At 44.4% G+C, this 22,279-nt stretch carries 23 protein-coding genes and 1 tRNA gene; 8 read left to right on the forward strand and 16 right to left on the reverse strand.

The window, feature by feature from the left end; translation table 11 throughout:
- Positions 1 to 85 precede the first annotated feature (85 nt).
- Positions 86 to 841 carry a hypothetical protein gene (locus tag F6J90_RS28295; protein ID WP_293101337.1) on the forward strand — a complete coding sequence of 252 codons (756 nt, stop codon included), beginning with the start codon at positions 86 to 88 and terminating at the stop codon, positions 839 to 841.
- Positions 834 to 1,838 carry a pentapeptide repeat-containing protein gene (locus F6J90_RS28300; protein ID WP_293101340.1) on the forward strand — a complete coding sequence of 335 codons (1,005 nt, stop codon included), beginning with the start codon at positions 834 to 836 and terminating at the stop codon, positions 1,836 to 1,838. Before F6J90_RS28295 ends, F6J90_RS28300 begins: the two co-directional genes overlap by 8 nt.
- 224 nt (positions 1,839 to 2,062) lie before the next feature.
- Here F6J90_RS28300 and F6J90_RS28305 read toward each other — a convergent pair whose 3' ends face one another.
- The 4 genes from F6J90_RS28305 to F6J90_RS28320 all read right to left on the reverse strand — a co-directional run bounded on the left by F6J90_RS28305 (position 2,063) and on the right by F6J90_RS28320 (position 4,888).
- Entirely contained in the window at positions 2,063 to 2,437 is a 375-nt protein-coding gene (locus tag F6J90_RS28305) for a Nif11-like leader peptide family natural product precursor (RefSeq protein WP_293101343.1), read from the reverse strand.
- A gap of 374 nt (positions 2,438 to 2,811) precedes the next feature.
- Positions 2,812 to 3,636, reverse strand: coding sequence for an inositol monophosphatase family protein (locus F6J90_RS28310; RefSeq protein WP_293101345.1), 825 nt, complete (start codon positions 3,634 to 3,636; stop codon positions 2,812 to 2,814).
- A gap of 327 nt (positions 3,637 to 3,963) precedes the next feature.
- Positions 3,964 to 4,443, reverse strand: a complete 480-nt coding sequence (locus F6J90_RS28315) for a thermonuclease family protein (RefSeq protein ID WP_293101348.1) — start codon at positions 4,441 to 4,443, stop codon at positions 3,964 to 3,966.
- Positions 4,444 to 4,519: 76 nt separating this feature from the next.
- The gene (locus F6J90_RS28320) at positions 4,520 to 4,888 is read right to left on the reverse strand and encodes a 2Fe-2S iron-sulfur cluster-binding protein (protein WP_075905329.1); all 369 of its coding nucleotides are present in this window, start codon (positions 4,886 to 4,888) and stop codon (positions 4,520 to 4,522) included.
- A gap of 83 nt (positions 4,889 to 4,971) precedes the next feature.
- Here F6J90_RS28320 and F6J90_RS28325 point away from each other — a divergent pair.
- Together F6J90_RS28325 and F6J90_RS28330 are read left to right on the forward strand one after the other, a co-directional pair.
- A tRNA-Ser gene (locus tag F6J90_RS28325) sits at positions 4,972 to 5,058 on the forward strand.
- 291 nt (positions 5,059 to 5,349) lie between these two features.
- The gene (locus F6J90_RS28330; protein ID WP_071108124.1) at positions 5,350 to 6,036 is read left to right on the forward strand and encodes a carbonic anhydrase; all 687 of its coding nucleotides are present in this window, start codon (positions 5,350 to 5,352) and stop codon (positions 6,034 to 6,036) included.
- Positions 6,037 to 6,475: 439 nt separating this feature from the next.
- Here the strand turns inward: F6J90_RS28330 and F6J90_RS28335 are convergent, their stop codons facing one another.
- Positions 6,476 to 6,598 (reverse strand): hypothetical protein, encoded by a 123-nt coding sequence (locus F6J90_RS28335; RefSeq protein ID WP_293101351.1) that lies wholly within the window; start codon positions 6,596 to 6,598, stop codon positions 6,476 to 6,478.
- Between the two features lie 85 nt (positions 6,599 to 6,683).
- Here F6J90_RS28335 and F6J90_RS28340 point away from each other — a divergent pair, with 85 nt between their 5' ends.
- Complete coding sequence (locus F6J90_RS28340; RefSeq protein WP_293101354.1) at positions 6,684 to 7,043, forward strand: DUF29 family protein; 360 nt, start codon at positions 6,684 to 6,686, stop codon at positions 7,041 to 7,043.
- 86 nt (positions 7,044 to 7,129) lie between these two features.
- Here the strand turns inward: F6J90_RS28340 and F6J90_RS28345 are convergent, their stop codons facing one another.
- Both F6J90_RS28345 and sbcC read right to left on the reverse strand, forming a co-directional pair.
- Positions 7,130 to 7,402: a hypothetical protein gene (locus tag F6J90_RS28345; protein ID WP_293101356.1), complete on the reverse strand. Its 273-nt coding sequence runs from the start codon at positions 7,400 to 7,402 to the stop codon at positions 7,130 to 7,132.
- A gap of 140 nt (positions 7,403 to 7,542) precedes the next feature.
- Entirely contained in the window at positions 7,543 to 10,563 is a 3,021-nt protein-coding gene (gene sbcC / locus F6J90_RS28350) for an exonuclease subunit SbcC (RefSeq protein ID WP_293101359.1), read from the reverse strand.
- 517 nt (positions 10,564 to 11,080) lie between these two features.
- Between sbcC and F6J90_RS28355 the strand changes: the two genes are divergently transcribed.
- Complete coding sequence (locus F6J90_RS28355; RefSeq protein WP_293101362.1) at positions 11,081 to 11,680, forward strand: hypothetical protein; 600 nt, start codon at positions 11,081 to 11,083, stop codon at positions 11,678 to 11,680.
- Between the two features lie 162 nt (positions 11,681 to 11,842).
- Here F6J90_RS28355 and F6J90_RS28360 read toward each other — a convergent pair whose 3' ends face one another.
- The 8 genes from F6J90_RS28360 to fabD form a co-directional block, all read right to left on the reverse strand.
- A complete protein-coding gene (locus F6J90_RS28360; protein WP_293101365.1) occupies positions 11,843 to 12,007 on the reverse strand; it encodes a hypothetical protein in 165 nt (54 codons plus the stop codon).
- Complete coding sequence (locus F6J90_RS28365) at positions 12,004 to 12,168, reverse strand: CHAT domain-containing protein (protein WP_293101368.1); 165 nt, start codon at positions 12,166 to 12,168, stop codon at positions 12,004 to 12,006. The genes F6J90_RS28360 and F6J90_RS28365 overlap by 4 nt, the downstream gene beginning before the upstream one ends.
- 101 nt (positions 12,169 to 12,269) lie before the next feature.
- Entirely contained in the window at positions 12,270 to 14,093 is a 1,824-nt protein-coding gene (locus F6J90_RS28370) for a DUF3685 domain-containing protein (protein ID WP_293101371.1), read from the reverse strand.
- A gap of 185 nt (positions 14,094 to 14,278) precedes the next feature.
- Positions 14,279 to 14,941: a hypothetical protein gene (locus F6J90_RS28375; protein WP_293101374.1), complete on the reverse strand. Its 663-nt coding sequence runs from the start codon at positions 14,939 to 14,941 to the stop codon at positions 14,279 to 14,281.
- A 527-nt stretch (positions 14,942 to 15,468) separates the two neighbouring features.
- On the reverse strand, positions 15,469 to 15,666 hold the full coding sequence (locus tag F6J90_RS28380) for a hypothetical protein (protein WP_293101376.1): 198 nt from the start codon (positions 15,664 to 15,666) through the stop codon (positions 15,469 to 15,471).
- A gap of 145 nt (positions 15,667 to 15,811) precedes the next feature.
- Positions 15,812 to 15,940 (reverse strand): hypothetical protein, encoded by a 129-nt coding sequence (locus F6J90_RS28385; RefSeq protein WP_293101379.1) that lies wholly within the window; start codon positions 15,938 to 15,940, stop codon positions 15,812 to 15,814.
- 2 nt (positions 15,941 to 15,942) lie between these two features.
- The gene (locus tag F6J90_RS28390; RefSeq protein ID WP_293101381.1) at positions 15,943 to 17,205 is read right to left on the reverse strand and encodes a transposase; all 1,263 of its coding nucleotides are present in this window, start codon (positions 17,203 to 17,205) and stop codon (positions 15,943 to 15,945) included.
- Between the two features lie 205 nt (positions 17,206 to 17,410).
- Positions 17,411 to 18,307, reverse strand: coding sequence for an ACP S-malonyltransferase (fabD, locus tag F6J90_RS28395; protein WP_293101384.1), 897 nt, complete (start codon positions 18,305 to 18,307; stop codon positions 17,411 to 17,413).
- Between the two features lie 639 nt (positions 18,308 to 18,946).
- Here fabD and F6J90_RS28400 point away from each other — a divergent pair.
- On the forward strand, positions 18,947 to 19,072 hold the full coding sequence (locus tag F6J90_RS28400) for a hypothetical protein (protein ID WP_293092882.1): 126 nt from the start codon (positions 18,947 to 18,949) through the stop codon (positions 19,070 to 19,072).
- A gap of 326 nt (positions 19,073 to 19,398) precedes the next feature.
- Here the strand turns inward: F6J90_RS28400 and F6J90_RS28405 are convergent, their stop codons facing one another.
- Positions 19,399 to 21,114, reverse strand: coding sequence for a VWA domain-containing protein (locus tag F6J90_RS28405; RefSeq protein ID WP_293101386.1), 1,716 nt, complete (start codon positions 21,112 to 21,114; stop codon positions 19,399 to 19,401).
- Between the two features lie 380 nt (positions 21,115 to 21,494).
- Between F6J90_RS28405 and upp the strand changes: the two genes are divergently transcribed.
- Positions 21,495 to 22,130, forward strand: a complete 636-nt coding sequence (gene upp / locus F6J90_RS28410) for a uracil phosphoribosyltransferase (RefSeq protein ID WP_293103234.1) — start codon at positions 21,495 to 21,497, stop codon at positions 22,128 to 22,130.
- The last annotated feature ends 149 nt before the right edge of the window (positions 22,131 to 22,279 follow it).

Consider the following 22,279-nt stretch of genomic DNA (forward strand, 5'->3'; position numbering starts at 1 on the left):
TTTCTGATCAACATAGATTAAAAAAATATAAATTATTATGTTAGGTTTTAATCAAAGTAACTTCATAATTCCAATTTCAACGGGCATGGTAGTAACCCAGGATTTGCCAAAAGAACTTGAAACTATTGAAATTGAGAATAAATACGAAGATTGCCTGTTCATGAAATTAGAGGGGACTATCGTTCAGCCAGATAAAATTGACCTATTCTTAACTATAAACTTTCATGATCAATTTTTAGAACTACCCGGTGGTAGCATCAAACTTGGGCTAACCGGTGGAGAGCTAAGGCTGAACTTAACCAATGGCAAACTTCCCTATTCTCACCGTGGTTTTAATGATGATTTTAAGGTTTCCATAGAGAAAAAGCGACGGTCAAAGCAAGCTATTCAAATTCACCATGACAAGAAGATGTCCATGGGTTTAGACCCTACTTCCAATCAAGTTAAATTCAACCTTGGCACAGAATTAAATCTCAGTAAAAATATCAATCACGAAAAAACTGATGAATTCACCATCATGGATTACCAGATCACATCCAAAGGTGGAGAAACTAGTCCAGCCTGGGTTTTTGCTACCAAAAGTGGTGAGCCATTATTAACTGGAACCCTGAGCAGTATATGGTTAGGCAGCATTACCAAACTAGACATCAATCAACCCTGTTATATCGAAGCTATTTTCACAGTTTTGCCGAAAAATGTCCATCTTTATGAAGCGGAGGGAATATGGTTTCAAGAAATTAGTCGAGAAGAACGGGCAGTCCTAGATCGAAAGATTGTCTTATTTTTACTCAAGCGCCAATTAAAACCTTATGTAAGTCGGTTGGTATTGCAGGATGTTTAATCAAGAATTAAGCCAGGAAATTATCAAGACACTCCAAGGTTTTCGAGCAGCCAAGACCAAGAATTTCTTGAAATTAGCAGAAGTTGCTGGTTTAGATATTACTAGTGACTTTGCAGGTGCTAACCTTAGGGGTGTTAATCTCAGTAGTCTTAATCTCAGCCATGCTGACTTAAGTGATACTGATTTAAGAGATGCCAAACTCAGTGGGGCTGACTTGAGTGGGGCTGACTTGAGTGGGGCTGACTTGAGTGGGGCTAGCTTGATTTCAGCAAACTTAAGCGATGCTAATCTCAGTAATGCCCAAGTCACAGGAACTCGGTTTGGCAAAAATCCCGGTCTGGTTGAACAGACCAAGGATAACCTGATCAAGCGAGGAGGGATATGGGAACCTAGTATCACAGAAGTGCTTCTGGCTTGGAATGAATTGAATGACAGTGACCGAGATTGGATGATTGGCACAGGGGAGAGTAAAGAAATTCCAGCTGGTCATGTCTTGATTCATGAAGGAGAATCGATCAATGCACTCTACATTGTCCTCGATGGCATCTTAACCGTTTCCGTCGAAGCTTGGAAAAGTCGGGAAATTGCTAGATTATCCAACGGTGAAGTAGTCGGAGAAATGTCTTTTGTGAAAGATCATCCCCCTTCAGCTACAGTTAAAGCTTTAGAAGACTCCATTGTCTGGTCAATTGATCGAGCTAAATTAACCCATAAACTAGAGCAAGACCCCCGTTTTGCAGCTCGTTTTTATCGCTTGCTTGCTGCTGCTATTGCTGATCGCATACACCTGACCACAATTAGCTTACTTTACTTCGAGAAAGAGTATCAGATAGAAGACCCAATGGCAACTCACCTTAGTATTGATGAACTAACAACCTCCAGTCACTATCGGTTCATGGCAACACCGATTCATAAGGACTCGATCAAAACCTATGAAAAAGTTATTTTAGACAAAACTAAGGCAGCGTTACTGATTAATGGGGTGATTGAATCTTAAGCTATCAGCTATCAGCTATCAGCTATCAGCTATCAGTTTTCAGCTATCAGCTATCAGCTATCAGCTATCAGCTATCAGCTATCAGCTATCAGTTTATGCGCTACGCGCACGCTACTTGAGGTGCTATCAGCTTATGCGCTACGCGCACGCTACGCGAACAGCTTTCAGGCAAAGGCTGACGGCTGACCACTGACCGCTGACTGCTGACTGCTGATAGCTGACAATTAATCGTTTTTTTTAATCACTTTAAACTCATCTAGCAATTGCACCCAAGTGATAGCATCTCTCTTATCAGAAACCCACCCGATCAGATTGATATCTCCTGTTTCCCAAGCAAATTTCCACCAAGCATCTAACTGTTCTTCTGTAACATCTAATCCTATTATTTCATTTTTAAAAGTATCACTGGTAGGCTGACTGGAGTGATGCCCCTGGATAAACTGTTGCCAGTCAGCTACGGTAAACTTAAAATTGTAATCCTGTGCTACCTTAACTACCTCTTCTGGATTTCTGGTAGCTATTAGCTGCTGTTTTAAATCTTCTTGTTGAGAAACAGCATGGAAAAATTGAGCAACATTTTCTGTATAAATTATAGACATTAGGTATAAAAAATGCGTCACTTAGGGACGCCAATTAATCGACTTTACATCTATTATTATAAATAATTAGTCAGCTGTCAGCCGTCAGCCGTCAGCCGTCAGTGGTCAGCCGTCAGTGGTCAGTGGTCAGTGGTCAGTGGTCAGTGGTCAGCCGTCAGTGGTCAGTGGTCAGTGGTCAGCCGTCAGCCGTCAGCCGTTGGCCTTGGCCTTTGGGCCACGCTACGCGAATGGCTGAAAACTGATAGCTGAAAACTGATAGCTGATAGCTGAAAACTAATAGCTGAAAACTAATAGCTGATACGCGACACGCTGATAGCTGAAAACTGATAGCTGATAACTGATAGCTGATAGCTGATAACTGAATGCTTACTATTTTATTTCCAAGAAGATAAAGGTGGTGTCTCTAACAACGCAGTACTGAGACTATCGTGAATCTTGGCATTAGTTGCCAGAATCCGCCCAGAATTAATATCAATAGGACTGCCATCATAAGCGGTAACTTTACCACCAGCTTCTTCTAGGATAACGATACCAGCGGCTACATCCCAAGGAGAAAGCCCTCGTTCCCAATAGCCATCCAATCGTCCAGTAGCAACATCACACAAATCGATGGATGCAGAACCACTACGGCGAACTCCTTGAGTCAGATGAGTCAGGTAACAGAACTCGGCATAGTTGTTATCGGAAGTCTGCCGCCGGTCATAGGCAAATCCAGTCACTAACAAGCTCTTACCCAGGTCAGAGACTTGGGAAACCTGGATTGGCTGACCATTGCAGGTTGCCCCCAAGCCCACAGCTGCACACAATAACTCATCCCGAAAGGGGTTATATACTGCTCCCACCTGAGGCTTGCCGTCAATCAACAACCCCACAGAGGTAGCAGCAATGGGGTATTGATGGGCATAATTAGTAGTACCATCGAGGGGGTCAATCGCCCATAGGTATTTACTTTGATTGTCTCCCAGTTGACCCGATTCTTCTGCCAGAATCGAATGGTCTGGCACATCGTTTTTGAGTATATCTAAGACTACTGCTTCTGCTTCTTTATCAGCTGCAGTGACTAAATCTCCAGGACGTCCTTTCTCTTCTACAGTTTTGAGATTGCCCCAGTAAGTTTTCAAAACATCACCAGCAGCAGTGGCAGCTTTAGCGGCAATATCAAGGAAAGTTTGTAGTTGTTCGGAGGTATGTTCTGTCATTGAGCAGATAACCTGTAGTTTATCAATTGAGTCGGTAAGCAGTCAGCGGTCAGCGGTTAGCGGTCAGCGGTCAGCGGTCAGCGGTCAGCGGTCAGCGGTCAGCGGTCAGCTTATTTTATTCAAAAGTACCTCAGCGTGGCACAGGCTTTGGCCTTTGGCCACGCTGTGCGAACGACGCTGGGACTTGACCCATAAGCACCTCAAGTAGCTTGGCCACAGGCCGAAAGCTGATAGCTGATAACTGATAGCTGATAGCTGATAACTGATAACTGATGGCTGATTGCTGATAACTGATGGCTGATTGCTGATGACTAATAACTAATGACCCTAAGGATTTTGACGGCGAAATTCTGCTGGTGTCAAGCGCAAAGGCTGATCTGGGTTCCAAATCCCATAGCCCATAATTCTGGCGTATTCTTGAGCACGGGCTATCTTATCATCATATTTATTATTGGGGGCTAGGGGTGACGCTAAGGCACAGCCCTTAGCTACCAACTGCTCATTGACCAACACACCATCTAGCCATACATAGGCTAACCAGCGACTATAGCGGTCTTTTTCCTCAACATCAAGCTCTAACATAACCGATTTTTGATCACCAGTTTCACTAATTTCACTGAGGATCTTCTGTAAGCAGGTTTTTGCCTGATCTCCCCAAGGCTTTTGTTTCCAGCTTGGTGCGTCTATACCAATCATCCGGATTCGTGCCATTAATGGTGGATCTTGATTGGAGATCAACACATCCACCGTGTGTCCACTGATCACCTGTTGCACTTGAGCTTCAACCTGGTTGGGGACATTTGTCAATTGGCAACCCCCGAGCAAGAGCAGAAAGCAACTAAGCAGGCTACCGGCTCTACTGCACCTCTGCTCCGCTATTGTCCTAATCCTCATCCAGTGGCAGCCCAAACCGAACCTTTCCTTTAGCAAAATATCGACCAAACTGAAGTTCATAGACTTCATCTTCATCCTGAGTCTCTACCTCTAGGTCTGACCGGGGATAACTCACACATAATAGAGCATAGCCTTGGTCCCGCAATTGTGGAGATAGTCCCATGGCTTCCGGTTGGTAGACTTTTCCAGCCAACACTCGCACTGCGCAAGTGGTACAGGCTCCATTGCGGCAGGCAAAGGGTAACTCCACACCCTGCTTTTCTGCGGAATGCAAGATATAGCGGTCTGTTGGCACGTTTACCTTGTGCTTAGCACCAGTTTGGCGATTATGAATCTGAATGGTGTACGATTGAGTCATTGACTTCCTATATAATTTTCTGTACAATAAGAAATCGGGCGATGAATTGAAAAAATTCAAAGCTCCAACTGAATACTTTACCTGGAGAGGTGGCCGAGTGGTTGAAGGCGCAGCACTGGAAATGCTGTTTAGGGGCAACTTTAACGAGGGTTCGAATCCCTCCCTCTCCGTACCCATTCAATAAATACTATCAGCATTCAGCGGTCAGCATTCAGCGGTCAGCGGTCAGTGGTCAGCGGTCAGTGGTCAGCCGTCAGCCTTTGCCTGTTCGTGTAGCGTGGGCGTAGCCCATAAGCTGATAACTGATAGCTGATAGCTGATAACTGATAGCTGATAGCTGATAGCTGATAGCTGATAGCTGATAGCTGACCGAAATACAAACCTGAAAGTCAATTAAGACGGCTATTGCCTATAAAATTATTGAAGATCCCAATTATAGAGCATCTAGCTGTAAGCCTTAAATGAAGCAGTTGATTCAAGGTCTGCATCAATTCCAGACCAAATACTTCGAGACCCACCGAGACCTATTTGAGTTACTGTCTCACGGGCAGCATCCCAGAGTACTATTCATCACCTGTTCAGATTCTCGCATTGACCCGAGTCTGATTACTCAAACTGAGCCTGGTGAAATGTTCATCATCCGCAATGCTGGGAATATCATACCGCCTTATGGAGCAAGTAATGGCGGTGAACCAGCAGCAGTAGAGTATGCTATTTATGCCTTAGGCATTAACGAAATTGTCGTATGCGGTCACTATCGCTGTGGAGCGATGAAAGGTTTACTGAAAATCGACAAGCTAGAAGAGGACATGCCAGCGGTTTACCAATGGCTCAAGCATGCCGAAGCTACTCGCCGGATTATCAAAGAACACTATCAAGACTATGAAGGTGATGAACTCCTGAATGGGGCGGTGGAGGAAAATGTCCTTAACCAGCTACAAAATTTACGTACTTACCCAGTTATTCAATCTCGACTCAGAAGTGAGGAAATTCGGCTTCATGGCTGGGTCTATAAGATAGAAACGGGAGAGGTTCTGGAATATAGTCCACTGCAAAAACAGTTTGTACCACCTCAAACCCAGTTTTCAAGAGGAGCATGGATAACACCTCAGCAGCAAGCAAGAATTTATAAAGGTTCTCCGGAATAAACTCTAAACTAAGTGATAATAAGAAGCGAGAAAAAAAAGTAGATGCAACCCTGCTTAGAGGTGCTATATTCCAATTAGCGTCATTTTTACTCTTAGCCTCTGGTAAACTGTTGTCAGTAGTCGTCAACAGTTTACAGCCAACAGTTAAATCAGCTTCTTAGTTTACAACAACCTATTTGCAACCCTATGTGTAGATGCCCTGATAGTTGATTCCCGTTGGAGTAGTTATCGTCCTACCGTCTTCTTAACGTTAGTCAACACAATACCCGAAACTAGCTCGTCTATAAAACAGCCTCTATAGTGCCGAGATTTCGGTTTAGATATTACTATAGTAGAAGCTCTTTCAAGATTAAGATAACCGTACAATTGCGGAATTATTTGAATATCCCAATTGGAGACATTGGGCAATTTTACGGTTCTTTTGGTCATGGGTAATGGGTTAAGGGGAGTAGGGAGCAGGGAGTAGGGAGTAGGGAGTAGGGAGTCGGGAGTCGGGAGTCGGGAGTCGGGAGTCGGGAACAGCGGATCTGGGAACAGGGAAAAGATAATAGGGAAGATACAAGAGGGAAAAAATCCTGTGTACCTAATTAGGGTATAAACCGCTATAGTCGCGACGGGTCAATTGAAAAGCGGAGGAAGAATAGCCAATGGAAGAATTAATCACTCTAAAGGAATTACTGTACGAAGGCAAAATCCCTGAAGCCCTGGAACTGATTGAAGAATTGGAGGAGATCAGCAAATCGGATAAACTGAATAAACTATTTAGCTACGGAATTATTCTGCTGTTACAGCTAATCAAAAAAGCGGCTGAGAAACGGACGACTAAATCTTGGGAAGTATCAATCCGTAATGCTGTTAAACAAATTCAACGAACTAATAAGCGCCACAAGGCTAAAGGAACTTATCTAACCGAAGCGGAATTATTAGAAACTTTAGAAGATGCCTATCAATCCGCACTAGACCGCGCTTCATTAGAAGCATTTGAAGGAACTTATGAAGCTGAATAAATTGCTAAAATGGTGGAGCGCGAGGAAATTATAAAAACAGCAATGGATTTGATTTTGTAGGGCTATCAGCTATCAGCCGTCAGCAATCAGCTATTAGCTATAGCGCTAGGCAAGAGGCAAGAGGCAAGAGGCAAGAGGCAAGAGGAACCCACCCCTAACCCCTCCCAGGAGGGGAAGGCAATAGGCAATAGGCAAGAGGCAAGAGGCAAGAGGAACCCACCCCTAACCCCTCCCAGGAGGGGAAGGCAATAGGCAATAGGCAAGAGGAACCCACCCCTAACCCCTCCCAGGAGGGGAAGGCAATAGGCAATAGGCAATAGGCAATAGCTTACTAGAACAGCTTTTGCTACTTGTATCAATGTCCTAACTTTAATGCGTAGTGCTATATCAGTTATTAGCAATCCATGTAGGAATTGTTATAATTCTTGATGCCCTATTCCCTACTCCCTACTCCCTACTCCCTACTCCCTACTCCCTTTGCTACAAATATTAGCATTGATCACATCGATAAACTTAACTGAGAGCCAAGGGATGTCTTAGATACTTCAATCCTGGTCTGAAAGGCTTCTTTAAACTGAGGCATATGAGTCACGGTTAGAATACAAGCAAAATCGGATGCGATCGCATTAATTGCTGCAATCAGTCGCTCACACCCCTCGGCATCTTGGGTGCCAAACCCCTCATCCACAATCAACATTTGTAAGGATGTGCCTGAGCGTTGGGCCAACAGTTGTGCTAATGCCAGACGAATGGCAAAATTAATCCGAAATGCTTCACCACCGGAATAGGTTTCATAAGGTCTAGTACCAGTGGCATCAGCAATTAAAATATCTAAGGTATCAATCAGTTTGGTTTTTTTCTTAGAAGACCGACTCCCTGCCTTTTGGGTAACAATTTGGATGTGTAACTGATTCCCAGTCAGTCTAGCCAAAATTTGATTGCTTTGGGCTTCTAGTTGAGGCAAAATATTCTCTATCATTAGAGCCTGGATGCCATTTTTGCCAAATGCGATCGCTAATTCCTGATGCACCCGATATTGCCGCTGGAGTTGTTGCAGCTTTTCGAGTTGCTGTTGATACTGACTTTGTAGGGATTCCAGTTGCTGCAACCGTTGTTGGAGACGCCCCTGCTGGGATAGTTGTTTATCCATTTCCCGTCGGCGCTGCTTCATCCCCTGTTCTAAGGCTTGGATGTCCCTAGTGACATCAGGACTTTGTTCCATTTGCTTGACAATGTCCTCAATTTGTGTATTAACCTCCTTGAGATTAGAGCGTCTGCTCTGGAGGCTTTGAGTTAGGCTTGCCAAGCGTTGACCGACTTGGGGCTGTTGCTCTTGGGCAGTTTGTAATTCCTGATAAGGCAGTTGCCAAGATTGGGCTTGACGCAACGAGGCTCTAACCTGATTATGAGCATCCAAGTTATAGCCAATCTCAGCAATGTATCGATCCAGCTGATCCAATTGCTGCTTCAACGGGGAATTCGTTTGTAACTGATGCACCGAGGCTTGAAGAGTATCCAGCTTTCCTTGCAGCTGTGGTTTCTGGGCATCAATTTTTTCCTGACGCCGCCGTGCTTCTTCTAGCTTAGCCGAGTGGATTTCAGCCCAGCGCCAGCGGTCAACTTCCCCCCGTGCTAGAGCATGGGTTTGTTCATCGTAGTTGAGCTGTTGGACTCGGAGGTCGAGTTGCCTGAGTTCTTCGTGTAATTCTACCCCATAACCAGGAATACTAAGGGATTGTTGCAGTTCTTTCTTTTCCTCAGATACTTCATAGAGTCGGTCGTAAACTTCGTCAGTGGCTTCTAGTTGTGCTGCTAGTTGTCCCCGTTGTTCTAGCAACTCTTCATAAGGAGAGAGTTGTTTGGAAATTTGGGAGTATTCATGGCGCAACACCTGAAGTTCTCGTTCACAAACTGTTAGCTGCTCTCGTACTACCCAGAATTGATCTTGAACATCCTTGTGCTCAGCAGTAGTTTTCTGAATCACCCGGTGAGAATGGGCTGCATCTAGAGGCTGCTCGCATAAGGGACAAACTGCGTTCTGAACTTGCAGCAATTCGATTTTTTGGGTCAGTTCCCCCAATAATTTTTCATAGCGGCGTTGGTTTTCTTGGAGGCGTTCTCGAAAGCCTCGACGTTCTAGTCCTTTGTCCTGTAACCGAGACAGGTAGACCCGCTTTTTCTCTAATTCCCCAAGTTCAGCCTCTAACTGAAGTGCCGCCTGTCTCAGCTGAGGTGTTGTTGCTACTTGCTGGGATAACTGTTTTTCAGAAGAGACTAGTTCTTCTAATTTGGCACTGAGTCTGGCTTGAACCCGGTCAAGTTCGCTTTGGATAGACCCACGGCGTTGCAACAAGGGAGAGACTTCTAGTTGCAGATTATCTAGCTGCTTGAGGCGTTCACGAGATCGGTTAAGTTGTGCGAGGGCTGTAGCCACTTGCCCTGAACGGGAGAGGGTATCTTGAATCTCTTGCTCTTGAGTACCCAAGGCTTCTAGTTGAGCTTGGATATCACGAATTTGCAGATTAAGTTGATTAATTTCTTGATTGAGCTGCTGTTGGAGTTGTTGTCGTTGCTGTTGCGCTTTCTGATAAGTCTGTAATTTGGCGGCAAGACTTTCTTCAAGTTCTTGTAGCTGGAGGTATTCGGCATAACCAGCAGTAATTTGTTGGTCTTGAGAGAGTAGTTCAGAAAGTTGTTGTTGTTGAGCAACAGCAGTAGCAATGTCTTGTTGTATGCGATCGCAATCTTGAGTAAGATTACGATATTGTGTCCTAACAAAGTTCAGCTGTTGTTCCCAGCTATTCCGCTGATGTCCAATGGCTTGTAGTTGTTTGAGTTGTTGGGCGTCTTGGTCTTGGTCTTGTTGCAGCTGGTGTAAGGCAGTTTCCAGGGTAGCTGTTTCCTTTGCGATCGCATCCCGTTCTCCGAGTTGTTCCTTAATACCCTGCAAACTTTGCTCTAGCTGTTCTACTTGACCTTTCAACTGCTTTGACAAATCCTTTGCCTGGTCTGCCAATTTTTCGTACTGGTCTAGTTTGAGCAAATCTGCCAGAATTTGTTTCCGTTCACTGGGACGCCTGACCATAAACTCATCGGCTCGACCTTGACGCAGGTAAGAGGAGTTGATAAAGGTATCGTAATCTAGCTTGAGATTCGCTATTATTAATAATTGAGTTGCTCGTACTCCTTTCTGGGTTAAAGACTTAAAACCATTTGGTGTTTCCACTTGAAACTCTAGGGAACTCCCCTGTTTTCGGTGGCGAGTCCGAATAATTCGATGGGTTTGTTGATTATTTTGAAAAATAAAGTCTACTCGGACTTCCTTCGCCCCAGTATGGATGACATCGTTTTCCGAAGCAACACGGCTTTGTCCCCAAATCGCCCAGGTAATGGCTTCTAGCAGGGACGATTTCCCGGCTCCATTCTGACCACAAATACAGGCAGTGTGAAGACCCCGAAAGTCTAGAGTTGCGTCGCGGTAGCTGAGGAAGTTTTTTAGGGTTATTTGGATAGGAATCATCTAGGCTCCACAAGCCTCACACCGTTAATACTTAATCAAACTCAGTAGAAACACACACTTTGATTAGTGTAACGACGTATATATCACTTTTCTAGGTCTTGAACACTCATTTTTACAAAACTTAATAAATACTCAGTAAGCAAAAATTCTTAGCTAGACCAAAAGCATTCAGCGGTCAGCGGTCAGTGGTCAGTGGTCAGTGGTCAGCGGTCAGTGGTCAGCGGTCAGTGGTCAGCGGTCAGCGGTCAGCGGTCAGCGGTCAGCGGTCAGCCGTCAGCCAGCACCTCAAGTAGTCTGCCCGTAGCCCATAGGCACCTTAAGTAACGTGCGCGTAGGGCATAAGCTGAATACTGATAGCTGAATACTGATAGCTGATAGCTGTTCGCGTAGCGTGCGCGTAGCGCATATGCTTACGCCATTGCGGTTTTGGAACCATGTTCCATAGTGAACTCGATCAGGCGTACTATTAATTTAAGTAGGATGAATCTAATCGGACACCGAAACTAGGGTAAACATTATGTCAAAAGCTACGGTGCAATATACAACCAAGGATTTAAAGGAACTCGGCTTTTTCGTTGAAGTCCCCGGCAGAACCGACAATGCCAAAAACAGAGCCAAAGCCCTCGAAGAGATTCAACGGCGCATGGAAGACTCAGAAGACACTACCGTCAATGAGGATAGCTTTGCCGATGGCTTGAGTGCTGACGATTTGATTTTAGTTGAGCCACTAGCTACCGGTAGTACAGATGGTGAGGAAGCAGAGATTATTCAGTCAGTAAAAGCGATCGCATCTTTAGCAAGTTTAAGGGTCAACTTGGAACAAGCTTACCAACAAGCAGTGGAATTACGGCCAGTGATCGAAGCCTTATTTTCCCCAGACCCCCTGACACCGGAACATATGAAACTGGCAACGGATAGAAATTTTGCCAAAACCTTAACAAAATTTGCTGAAGCTAAAGCCGCTCACGATCAGTATCTGCCCATTGCCAAGGAGGCTTGGGAAATATTAGCTCCCGCTTTGCCTCCATCTCAGCATCAAGCTAATCCTATAGGCTCGGAGGTAGTAGAACATACTGAGAGTAATGGCAAAAAGGGTATGACTGTGAATGAGTCATGAAACCTTAAGGTATCAGCTATCAGCCATTAGCTATCAGCCATTAGCTATCAGCTATCAGTATTCAGCTATCAGTATTCAGCTATCAGTATTCAGATAATGCCCTACGCGCAAGCTACGGGAACAGCTTTTGAATAAAAGAGGTAAGCATTGGTTTAATCTGAGTTAAGTCACAGCGTCGTTCGCACAGCGTGGCCAAAGGCCAAAGCCTGTGCCACAAACTAGAAGCCTGTGCCACAAAGCTGACGGCTGACGGCTGACGGCTGACGGCTGACGGCTGACCACTGACCACTGACGGCTGACCGCTGACCGCTGAATGCTTACCTTCAAAACTCCATCGGTGTCGAATCCCCAGAAAAAATAAAACTTGCCCAATAGTAAGGATGTTGATATTTTTTCCCTTTCTTTCCTTCAAGCCAGTCTCGCTGAATTTGAGATAAGGCTTCCCTGCGTCCTTTTCTGTCTTTTAATCCTTGATAATAAGCTACCATCAAGGGCTACATCTCAATGCATGAAATTAGGCAAAAATTCTAATAAAACTCCCGCGCCCGGGCCCCACACCTCCCACACCTCCCACACTCCTCACACTCCCCTACTTCCCACGTCCAGAATTTTTCCCAAACCTGGCCTCTTGGACGCTACTACCAATGCCCTGAATTACACCACGAACCACTAGACCAATACTTCTACCAAAGACTTGGGTTAAGACATACACCACACCATTACCAATCCAAGTAACAGCCGCTTGCAGACGGGGAGAAAGAGCATCCCGTAGCTCATAGGCTAAAGTCACAGCTAGCTGGAAACCTCCCAGCTTTTCTAATTCTCGACGCCGGGGAGCATAGATACTGGTTTGTTTAATGCCAGTGTCAGTTAGGATAAATAAATCATATCGACTCTCAAAAATTGCTTGTGGCTCACCAAATAGTTGATATTGGCGATATCGCCAGGAGAGATTATTGCGAAATCGAGCAATTTCCCGGGATGACATTAGATTTTTATGATAAAAATTTACCTTAATAATTTCTACATCTGCCAATTGATTTAATAACGGTTGAATCACCCCATTAGCAATTTGGATAATTAAATTGTCCAGGATAAATTCTGACCGTTGAATTGCTTCAGGGGTGTGGGCTGGATAGGAGATATTATCAATTGTTAATGAGCTGTCAAATAGTCGATGAGATAATAAGTCAATAACTAGAGGAATTTTATCAAGAATTGCCTTTTTTACGATGGGATAGTTACCCAGCAAAATAGTGACAACTTCTAGTTGAGTATTCTCCGTGTACAAGGTATAATACTTTCCGAAGAAATCTGTGACTGATGCTTCCCACAGATCTTTCAGAATCAGCTGTTGCTTCTGAGGTAACTGTTCCAGTGTTACTTGAGACAAGCGCAAATCTTCAACCAGCTCTTCAAAGGTTTGGAAGACTAAACCAAGTAACTCTGCTCTTTTCTCTACTTGGAGAATGTCAAGTTCTAGAGGAACACCAGAGAGGTTGGATAAACCGGATTGAAGTTTTACCATTGTCCGGTTCATTGTCCAGTTAACTGTCTGGTCAACTAGTGGTGCCTTAGGGCTAAGCTGGGATTGAGCCATTGGCGCAACAGTCAGTGACCTTTCCTGTTTAGGCATTGGGACTAAGGAATTGTCCCGTGACGGTTCCACCAGAATGATGCTAGCAGGTAATAGCTGATCTGCCAGCCAACGGGCTACCAACAGTTCTCGACGGCGTCCAGTCCAAAACAGCCAATCCCAATTGGAAAGACGAGGATTTTGCAGCTGACTATTGACCTGGGCTAAAGCTGCTTCAAATTGTTTGAATCCTGAGTTACGCCACTGTTGATACCAGGGAGCAAAACCTGTAGCTTGATAAGATACAGTAGGTAAGTTAGACAGTGTCTGCCAATAGGATTGACCTTCAATAATTTGACCAATGGCTTCAACAATGGTAGAGATCGCTACTCCTTTGGGGCAGTACCCATTTACACCCAATGCTTGAGCTGCTGCTAGTACAGTGGGTTGAGATTCCCTGGTCAGTAGTAAGATTGGCAAGTTAGGGTACTCCTGCTTTAATCCCTGACACAGTGGCAATCCTGATAAGGCTATCCCTTCAGTTGAATTAGGGGGATCCAAAGCTAGTTCCAAAATTGCCAAATCCACGGAGTTGGTCGCCTCTAGTGCCGCTAATCTTGATAGGGCTTCTGTACCAGTATCAGCCTCAGCTACAACTAGTAGATCCTCGAAGGCTTGCAAGGCAGTCCTTATACCCAATCGGAAAACTGGGTCATCATCAATCAGAAGGATATGAGTTATGCGATCGCTCATCTGGAGATAGCCTATAGGAAATGGCTTATGGCTAAAGCCTGTAAACCAACTATGAAAAATTAGCCATTTACGCCAGCATAACATTACCTTTTGTGGCTTGGGGGCTGAGGAACCCACCCGCTGGAGCAGGAATCCAGGTTAATTGTTAATTGTTAATTGTTAATTGTTAATCGTTAATTTAAAATTATTAATTCTCAATTAACGATTAACGAAATTTGATAATAACTGTTCAGATTAAATCAGTTTAACGCCCAATTCTTGGTCTTTGCTTAGGCTTGTGCTTGTAGCTGTTCGTATGATTGGGCTAGCTGCTCCTGTAGCTGTTCCTGTGATTGACCTTGTAGCTGCTCCTGTGATTGGTCTAGCTGTTCGTGTGATTGAGCTTGTAGCTGCTCCTGTGATTGGGCTAGCTGTTCCTGTAGCTGTTCCTGTGATTGGGCTAGCTGCTCCTGTGATTGGGCTTGTGCTTGTGGTTGTAGCTGTTCCTGTGATTGGGCTAGCTGCTCCTGTAGCTGCTCCTGTGATTGGGCTTGTGCTTGTGGTTGTAGTTGTTCCTGTGATTGGGCTTGTAGCTGTGCTTTATCTGGTTTCGGTGCCTTGGGTTTTTTCTCAAATACTTGAATGCCTGGTTGCTCTACCCGAAACCCTTTGTTAATTTTCGCTCCCAGTTTGCCAGTAATAACAGCGACCCACATCGAATACATCTCATTAGCAGTCGTGATTTTTTTCCAAACTTTAGGTTTGACCTTAATCGTAAAAATCGTGCCATCACAATCAACATTAAATTCCTGCCAGCCGTTTTTAACAGTTTTTACTGTAGGTAACTCGTTGATTTTGATAATTATTTCCAAACTGCCAGTAATTATTCCATTTTTTTTATTTTTTAATTTACTGGTTTCATCAGCTTTTTGAATACTAATTATTTCAAGCATGGGCAGCTCCTTTGGTAATAAAAGTGATTTGTTTTAGGAATATGGTTAAGACAATAACTACAGCAAATATATCAGCTATAAAAATGCTGATTTAGCCAACTTTTTCCACTAACCGAAACCCCTTGGGTCAAGATGTTAGACTGGTCAGGGGGAAGTCAGCAGAAGTCAGTTTGGTAGGCATAAGGAAACAGTGGTTGATCTTTTGTCTAAAGACCACCAATCCAGAGACCTTTTCCAGCCATCCCATGTCAAATGACTGACTTATTTACTCTGTGATTTTGCATTTTCTCATATTTTTATGATTTCAAAAGCGACTGCATCAAAAATGTTAGGTAAGTTTGAGAAAGTCAAAAAAACCTAATGGTTCTGGATTTGACCGATATGCAGTGGTATTCGCATCTTATTTGGAAATGCCTACTGGATATGAGAGTCATTGAATAAGTATTTTTGCTTAGGAATTTTGATAAGTATTCAGCTATCAGCGTGTCGCGTATCAGCGTGTCGCGTATCAGCCATTAGCTTATGGGCTATGGGCACGCTACTTTAGGAATAGCTGAATACAATAAGCTGACCACTGATATCAAATCCGGTTGAATAACCATACTTCCTGGTGAGGGGAGCAGGGGAGCTTCCGGTGCAGGGGAGCAGGGGGAGAAAGATGTTGTCTGGATATCGTAAGTGTGGGCAATTATCCGGATTTGATATGACCACTGACGGCTGACCACTGACGGCTGACCACTGACGGCTGACGGCTGACGGCTGACGGCTGACGGCTGAATGCTTACGAATTTTTAAATCTTTTCTGCTGAGTAAGGCTTCTAGAATTTAGATGCCTTTGCCATGAACCGATATGCGATCGCGCTCCTCATATCATGTCAGGATAATTACCCTTAATAAAAATCGCTCCCATCTCCCCATCTCCCCATTTCCCCATCTCCCCACTCCCCATCTCCCCATCTCCCCATCTCCCGACACTTGCCATATCCCGACACTTGCCATATCTAAACTCTGATAACTATTGGGGGGATTCCATCAAAGCGGCGCTTGACACTCCCCATGGCGCTTATGCCAGGGGATTCTCGGTTCAGCGAGCCAACTTGCTCAACCAGGTCGGAACCAAGCAGAGTAGAGGTCGAGTCTCCCCGAGCGTTTTGATAAGTTCCGGTGTGCCCCACCGTACCTAAGGCTATCGTTAAGATGTTTATGGCGGCATTGTGATCACGGTCTAACTGACATCCACACTTGCAAACATGGGTTCGAGTGGATAATGACTTCTTGACCACTTCTCCGCAACTAGAGCAGTTTTGGCTAGTATAAGCAGGATTTACTGCAACAGTTATCCGACCAAACTTAGTGCCAAAGTGCTCTAGCCATTCCCGAAACTTGTACCAACCTGCATCATTAATAGATTTGGCAAGGCAATGGTTTTTAACTAAATTTTTAACTCTCAAATCTTCGTAGGCGACCAGGTCGTTAGACCGGATTACGCAACGCGCCAGTATCTTGGCATGTTCTTCACGCTGCCTACTTATTTTGAGGTGTGTCCTGCCTAGCCTATTAATAGCTTTCTTTCGGTTAGTAGAGCCTTTCTTTTTTCGGGAAACTCTACGTTGATGAAACTTTAAGCGTTTTTCGCCTTTGCGATAGAATCTAGGGTTAGGTTCTGAATATCCATCAGAGTCGGTGTAAAAGTCTTTTAGTCCAACATCCAGGCCAATGGTATATCCAGTAGCTTCCAGTTGTTCTGAATTGTCAATTTTTACGCAGAACTGAACGTAATACCCATCGGCTCTTTGTACTACACGAACTCGCTTGATGAGTTTTTGCTCGAAGCACCATAAGTCCCACGTACCTTTGAGTTTAACTTTTCCTATCCCTTTCTTGTCTGTAAACTTGATTGACTTTTTGTCGGGGGATAGTTTCCATCCTGATTGCTTGTACTCAACAGACCTGGAATGCTTCTTGAATTTTGGGTATCCTTTTTTTCCTGGGACTTTCTTCTTGCAATTGTCGAAGAACCGCTTAATAGCACGCTCTACATTCTCAACAGAGGCTTGACAAGCATGGCTGTTAAGATTCTTGACAAATTCAAATTCGTCCCTTAGTTGAGTGTTGTAGCGATAGAGTTCTTTCTTCCCTACTCCGCGATTGTCCATCCAGTACCGAAGCACTTTGTTCCTGACAAAGCGAGCAGTTCTAATAGCTTCATTGATTGCCAACTCTTGAGGCTTTTTCAACACAGCCTTGAACTCCATAACTAACACTTCAGTATCACCTCCTTGTCTTCTATCTTTACTTAATATTGTAGTCGGTTAGCTGAGATAAAAGTTCCCGAGCAGTTAGGGAATAAATTCCTGCTCGGGCTAACCCCATAAATAGAATTTAGGGGCTTGCGCCCTCAGGGTTTTCGGTCAAAGAGCAGCGCGCCGCCATCCAAGACCTGAATCAGATTGAGCTTAGGGCTTCGAGTTAGCCTACTGCTAAGCATTGCTGCAGATCAGCAATGCTATTAACGTTTTCTAAAATTAACTCGGGACACATCCGTTTAATTAAGCCAGTCAGCACCTTACCGGGTCCGACTTCCACCACTTTCTCAATCCCTTCCACTGGTAGCCTCAGAGAAATTTCTCGCCATCGCACTGAGCCAGTAATTTGAGACTGGAGTTGATGTTTTAAGGTAGCTGCCTCGACCGTGGGTACAGGGTCCACATTCGATAATACTGGTACCTGGGCATCAGCAAAGGGGACAGACAGCAAGAGTTCCTGGAACTGAGCCGCTGCTTCAGCCATTAAGGGAGAATGAAAGGCACCGGACACTTTTAGAGGAACAGCCCGTTTCACTTTAATCTGACTCAGCAAATCTTGAACTGCTGTTGGTTTACCTGAAATTACCACTTGAGCAGGACTGTTATCATTAGCAATAACAACATCCTGTATCTGCTCGATTTTTTCTTCAAGTTCTGGGCGTTTGAAGCCAATCAGAGCAACCATCATGCCATCAGAAGCACTATCCATCAATTTAGCCCGATGTTGGACTAGCCTTAGCCCTGCCTCAAAGTTAAATACCCTGGCAGTGTAGAGGGCAACATATTCTCCCAAGCTGTGACCCGCTACTAGATTGGGTCGTTCCCCTTGTTCCATGAGCAAATCAGCCAGGATACTCTCAACTACGTATAAGGCAGGTTGAGTGTAGAGGGTTTGAGATAACTGATCGGACTCCCCTTGACAAATATCTAGAACAGACCAGCCTAAAATTTCCTCAGCTTGCTTAAACTTAACCTTTGCAGAGGGCAGGTCTAATAAGTCCACTCCCATACCTGGTACCTGAGAACCTTGTCCGGGAAACACCCATGCAGTCTTTATCATTTATTTATTATTTATTTGCTTCCAAGAATCAATTATCTGCTATTGTTGTACGATTTGGTGGTCTTATCGGTTTCAATTATGTCATATGCGCTGATTGCTGAGTGCTGATACCGAGTTGCATTCAAAGATAGTAGATTGCTTGGATAGGGAGATGGGGAGATGGGGAGATAGGGAGATCGGGAGATGGGGAGATTGGGGGAAGAGAAAGTTGTACGTTTGACCGCAACTTGGTATGAGTGCTGAGTGCTGAGTGTTGATCCGGTTTACCAAAAATTTTGGGTAATCGTGCCCCGTCCTTATAGGACGGCTTTCTTTTTAAGTTAAAACTTGACAGTTTTCGCACTGCGTGTTATTAGAATTTAAACAAAAAACCAAAAACCAGATAAATACTATCTAATCATAAGTAGACAACGTAAAAAATATGTAACAGATACATATTGCGTAATTTGGTCTAACGACTTAAACGTCTATGAAAAAAAAATTAGATAAAAAAAGTATCTATCTCTATGTAAAAAAAAGGTAAGGTACGGTGGGGTTTGAAGTTACCGTAATCAGAGGGTCGCCTTTATATTTTTAGGGTTATGCAGAATAGGGATCAAGGTTTTGTACTAAGGCGACCCTGTCTTGATGCAATAGCGAGTGGGGGAAACCACGCCAGTTGCTCATGGGGGGAACCACGGCAATAGCGAGTGGGGGAAACCCCCAAGACCGCGCTGCCTCCCCAAGACCGCACTGGCTCCCCAAGACCGCGCTGCATCGCTCTGATCAGGTTTCGTTTCCAGCACACCGAAACCTAGATCTATAAGATCTAAACGCTTAGGTCGAATTGTCCTCTACCTTTTCTGGTTCCGACCTGGTTTGGCAAGACAGCTCATTGAAGTAAGAATCTCCGTCTCTTTAGAGCGGGGAGTGTCAACTGGTGCTTATTGCTACCGATGGAGAGCAATACTTTGGTAAACGGTGGCAACATCTGGGTCATTCGAACCATGGGCAATAAATTCTTGGAGGAGAATATCGGTAGAATAAGGCGGCTGATCAACTATAGCTCTATAATTTAGAGCGACTCATTATCAATTAATCCATCATAATTTTTAAAACTCTAGTTTTAAATCTGCCATTAATTTAAAAATACTTGATGGATCCCCTTGACGGTAGTATCCCCAATTAAATTCAGCAATTTGTTCTAGTACTTTGGGCTTAAAGTCTCCTTCGTTACCGTAACCAACAGTGAAAAAGGCAATTCGCTTCTCGCTGGAAAAGCCAGTTTTTTCCAGTTCTTGAGACAGTTGCTCAAGACGAAGCTTAGAATCAGAATCTTCGCCATCGGTCAAAATCACCACAGCATTAATGGCACGCTCTAGGTAATTGTTTTGTAACCAGTTACGGGCTTCGAGGGCAGCATCATATAACCGATTACCCCCGTCAGGGTTGAGATTAACAATAAACGCCATAGCGCGATCGCGTTTTTGAGGGGTGCTATCTACCAATACTGGTGGACGAATCTCGGAATCAAAATCAATCAGGGCAATTTGCTCTTTTGGTCCTAAACTCTCGATGTATGCGCGCAAAGTCTTTTGAACCGCTGCTAATTTATTCTCCGACATAGAACCGGAAGAGTTTACCAGCACCACCACTTGTGAGGGTTTTTTGGCAAATTCCTGCCAGGACTTGAGCATGGCTGCCACTACCTCTGGTTGAGGGGAACCCAGGGAATCATATCTGGCCTTGGAATCAACACCGAATTGAGCAGAAAACTTGGCACCTAATGGCACTTCTGGTACACCTGGCCTTAAACCAAGTTCTGTGGCAATTTTTTGCACTTGAGGCGATCGCAAATAGTCAATCACCTGTTGCGCAGCCGCCTTTTCCTGCCTACTCACCCAAGGAGCTTTGGGTAAAATTGCTCGCATATTGGAGGTAAAGGTTGCCTGGGGATACACTGCCTCATAGCGGCTTTGCCCAGCTTGCTGATTAGAATTTGCAGCAATCACCGAAGACTCGTACACTGAAGCAATCGATGCCCAAAAGGAACCATTCTTTACCATGTCCTTTGCCAAGGAACTGGTAGAGACACCATAGCGAATCACTTTACTTTGTATGGCTTGGATCTGTGTCTGATAACCCTGCACATCTGCTACTGTCAATTGTTCTGGTCCTTTACCAGATACACTGGCAAATTGAGCAACTAAGGTTTGTAAACCAGAATTGGAGCCAGTAGGAGCAGTGTGGACAAGGTGAATGGGCAATTGAGGGCTATTGGGATCCAGTTCCTGGTGGGTTTTGGTATTCACCAAAGCTTTGTACAAATCCGGTTGCTGGCGTAATCCATCGGCTAATTCTGCTGATGTCATAAATACCATCGGGCTATGGGCTAACAATGGTGCATCGGTAATTTCTCCAATGTAATCTTTCCCTGGGAAAATCTGATTGATCTGATCGATTAACTGACGATGATAAATTTCCCCATCCACCGAAACTAAGGTAGGAAATTCTGGCCGATTACGCTTAAGGCTACGGGATTTGAGTTGTTGCGCCAGGGATGTCAAACTAGTTACCACATCGCTACTACTTTTAGTTTCGCAGCTGAGAGAGAACCCCTTGCCATTAGCTAATTTGGGCTGTTGTTGGTTAAATTGCTCCGCTGCTTGCTCGCAGAATTGCCCTAAAGCGCTACCGACTAAGAATTTGACCTCAAAGCTTTGCTGGGTTAGACGGTTGGGTTTTCCCGTGCAAGCTCCTAGAAAAAGAATACCCAACGCGGTGCTAAGGTGAATTAGGCGCTGATAACTCAATAATTTAGTATTCATAATATAAAATTTTTAGTTGAGATGTAAACATAGGATTGATCTAAAAAGGGAACAGGGAATAGGGAATAGGGAACAGCAGTAAAGAGCGATGCGAGGATTTTTTGGTGTTATCATAAATCAGCAGTAAATGCTATCTTATTATTGAGGTGGCAATAATTAATGCGCTAATCACACTTTATCTAAAAATTAGCCATATACAAATTAGCCACGCAACCGTTTATTTTTGAAATAGTCTCACATTCTGCTAAAGTCAAATAGGTCAGCGTAAGCATTCAGCTGTCAGCCGTCAGCCGTCAGGCATTCCCGTAGCGTGGCCACAGGCCTTTGGCTGATAGCTGATAGCTGATAGCTGAATGCTTACAGGTCAGCACCAATCACTAATGATCAATAATGTCAAAGTAATTCACCATCCTCTTGTACAGCATAAGTTAAGCCTGATGCGTCAGGCTGAAACCAGTACAGCCAAATTTCGTCAACTCCTGAAAGAAGTTGGGTTATTGTTGGCATACGAGGTAACACGGGATTTGCCCCTGAAGGATGAACCAATCAATACACCAATTGGGCCGATGCTAGCTCCGATGCTGGCTTCAGAAAAGAAGATGGTGATTGTCTCGATTATGCGAGCCGGACAGGGTCTCTTAGATGGTATTCTAGAACTCATCCCATCGTCTCGTGTTGGTCATATCGGTTTGTACCGTGACCCCCATACCTTTGTGCCCATCGAATATTATTTCAAACTCCCCGATGATATGAGTCAGCGAGATGTGTTGGTGGTTGATCCGATGTTAGCTACAGGTAATACTGCCGTTGCTGCTGTTGACCGACTCAAAGAAGTTAGCCCGAAGTCAATTAAGTTTCTGTGCTTATTAGCAGCACAGCAAGGGCTTGACTATTTCCAACAGCACCATCCAGATGTAGTGATTTACACGGCGGCTATTGATCAAGAATTAGATCACCATGGCTATATTGTTCCAGGACTTGGGGATGCAGGCGATCGCTTGTATGGTACGAAGTAATCTAATATAGCGCTACGGACAAGGCAAGAGGCAAGAGGCAAGAGGCAAGAGGCAAGAGGCAAGAGGCAAGAGGCAATGGAGGCAAAAGGCAAAAGGCAAAAGGCAAAAGGCAAACGTTTGCTATAACAGCTTTTGCGGCTTGTATCAAT

The organism is Moorena sp. SIOASIH, from assembly GCF_010671925.1.
Lineage (GTDB): Bacteria > Cyanobacteriota > Cyanobacteriia > Cyanobacteriales > Coleofasciculaceae > Moorena.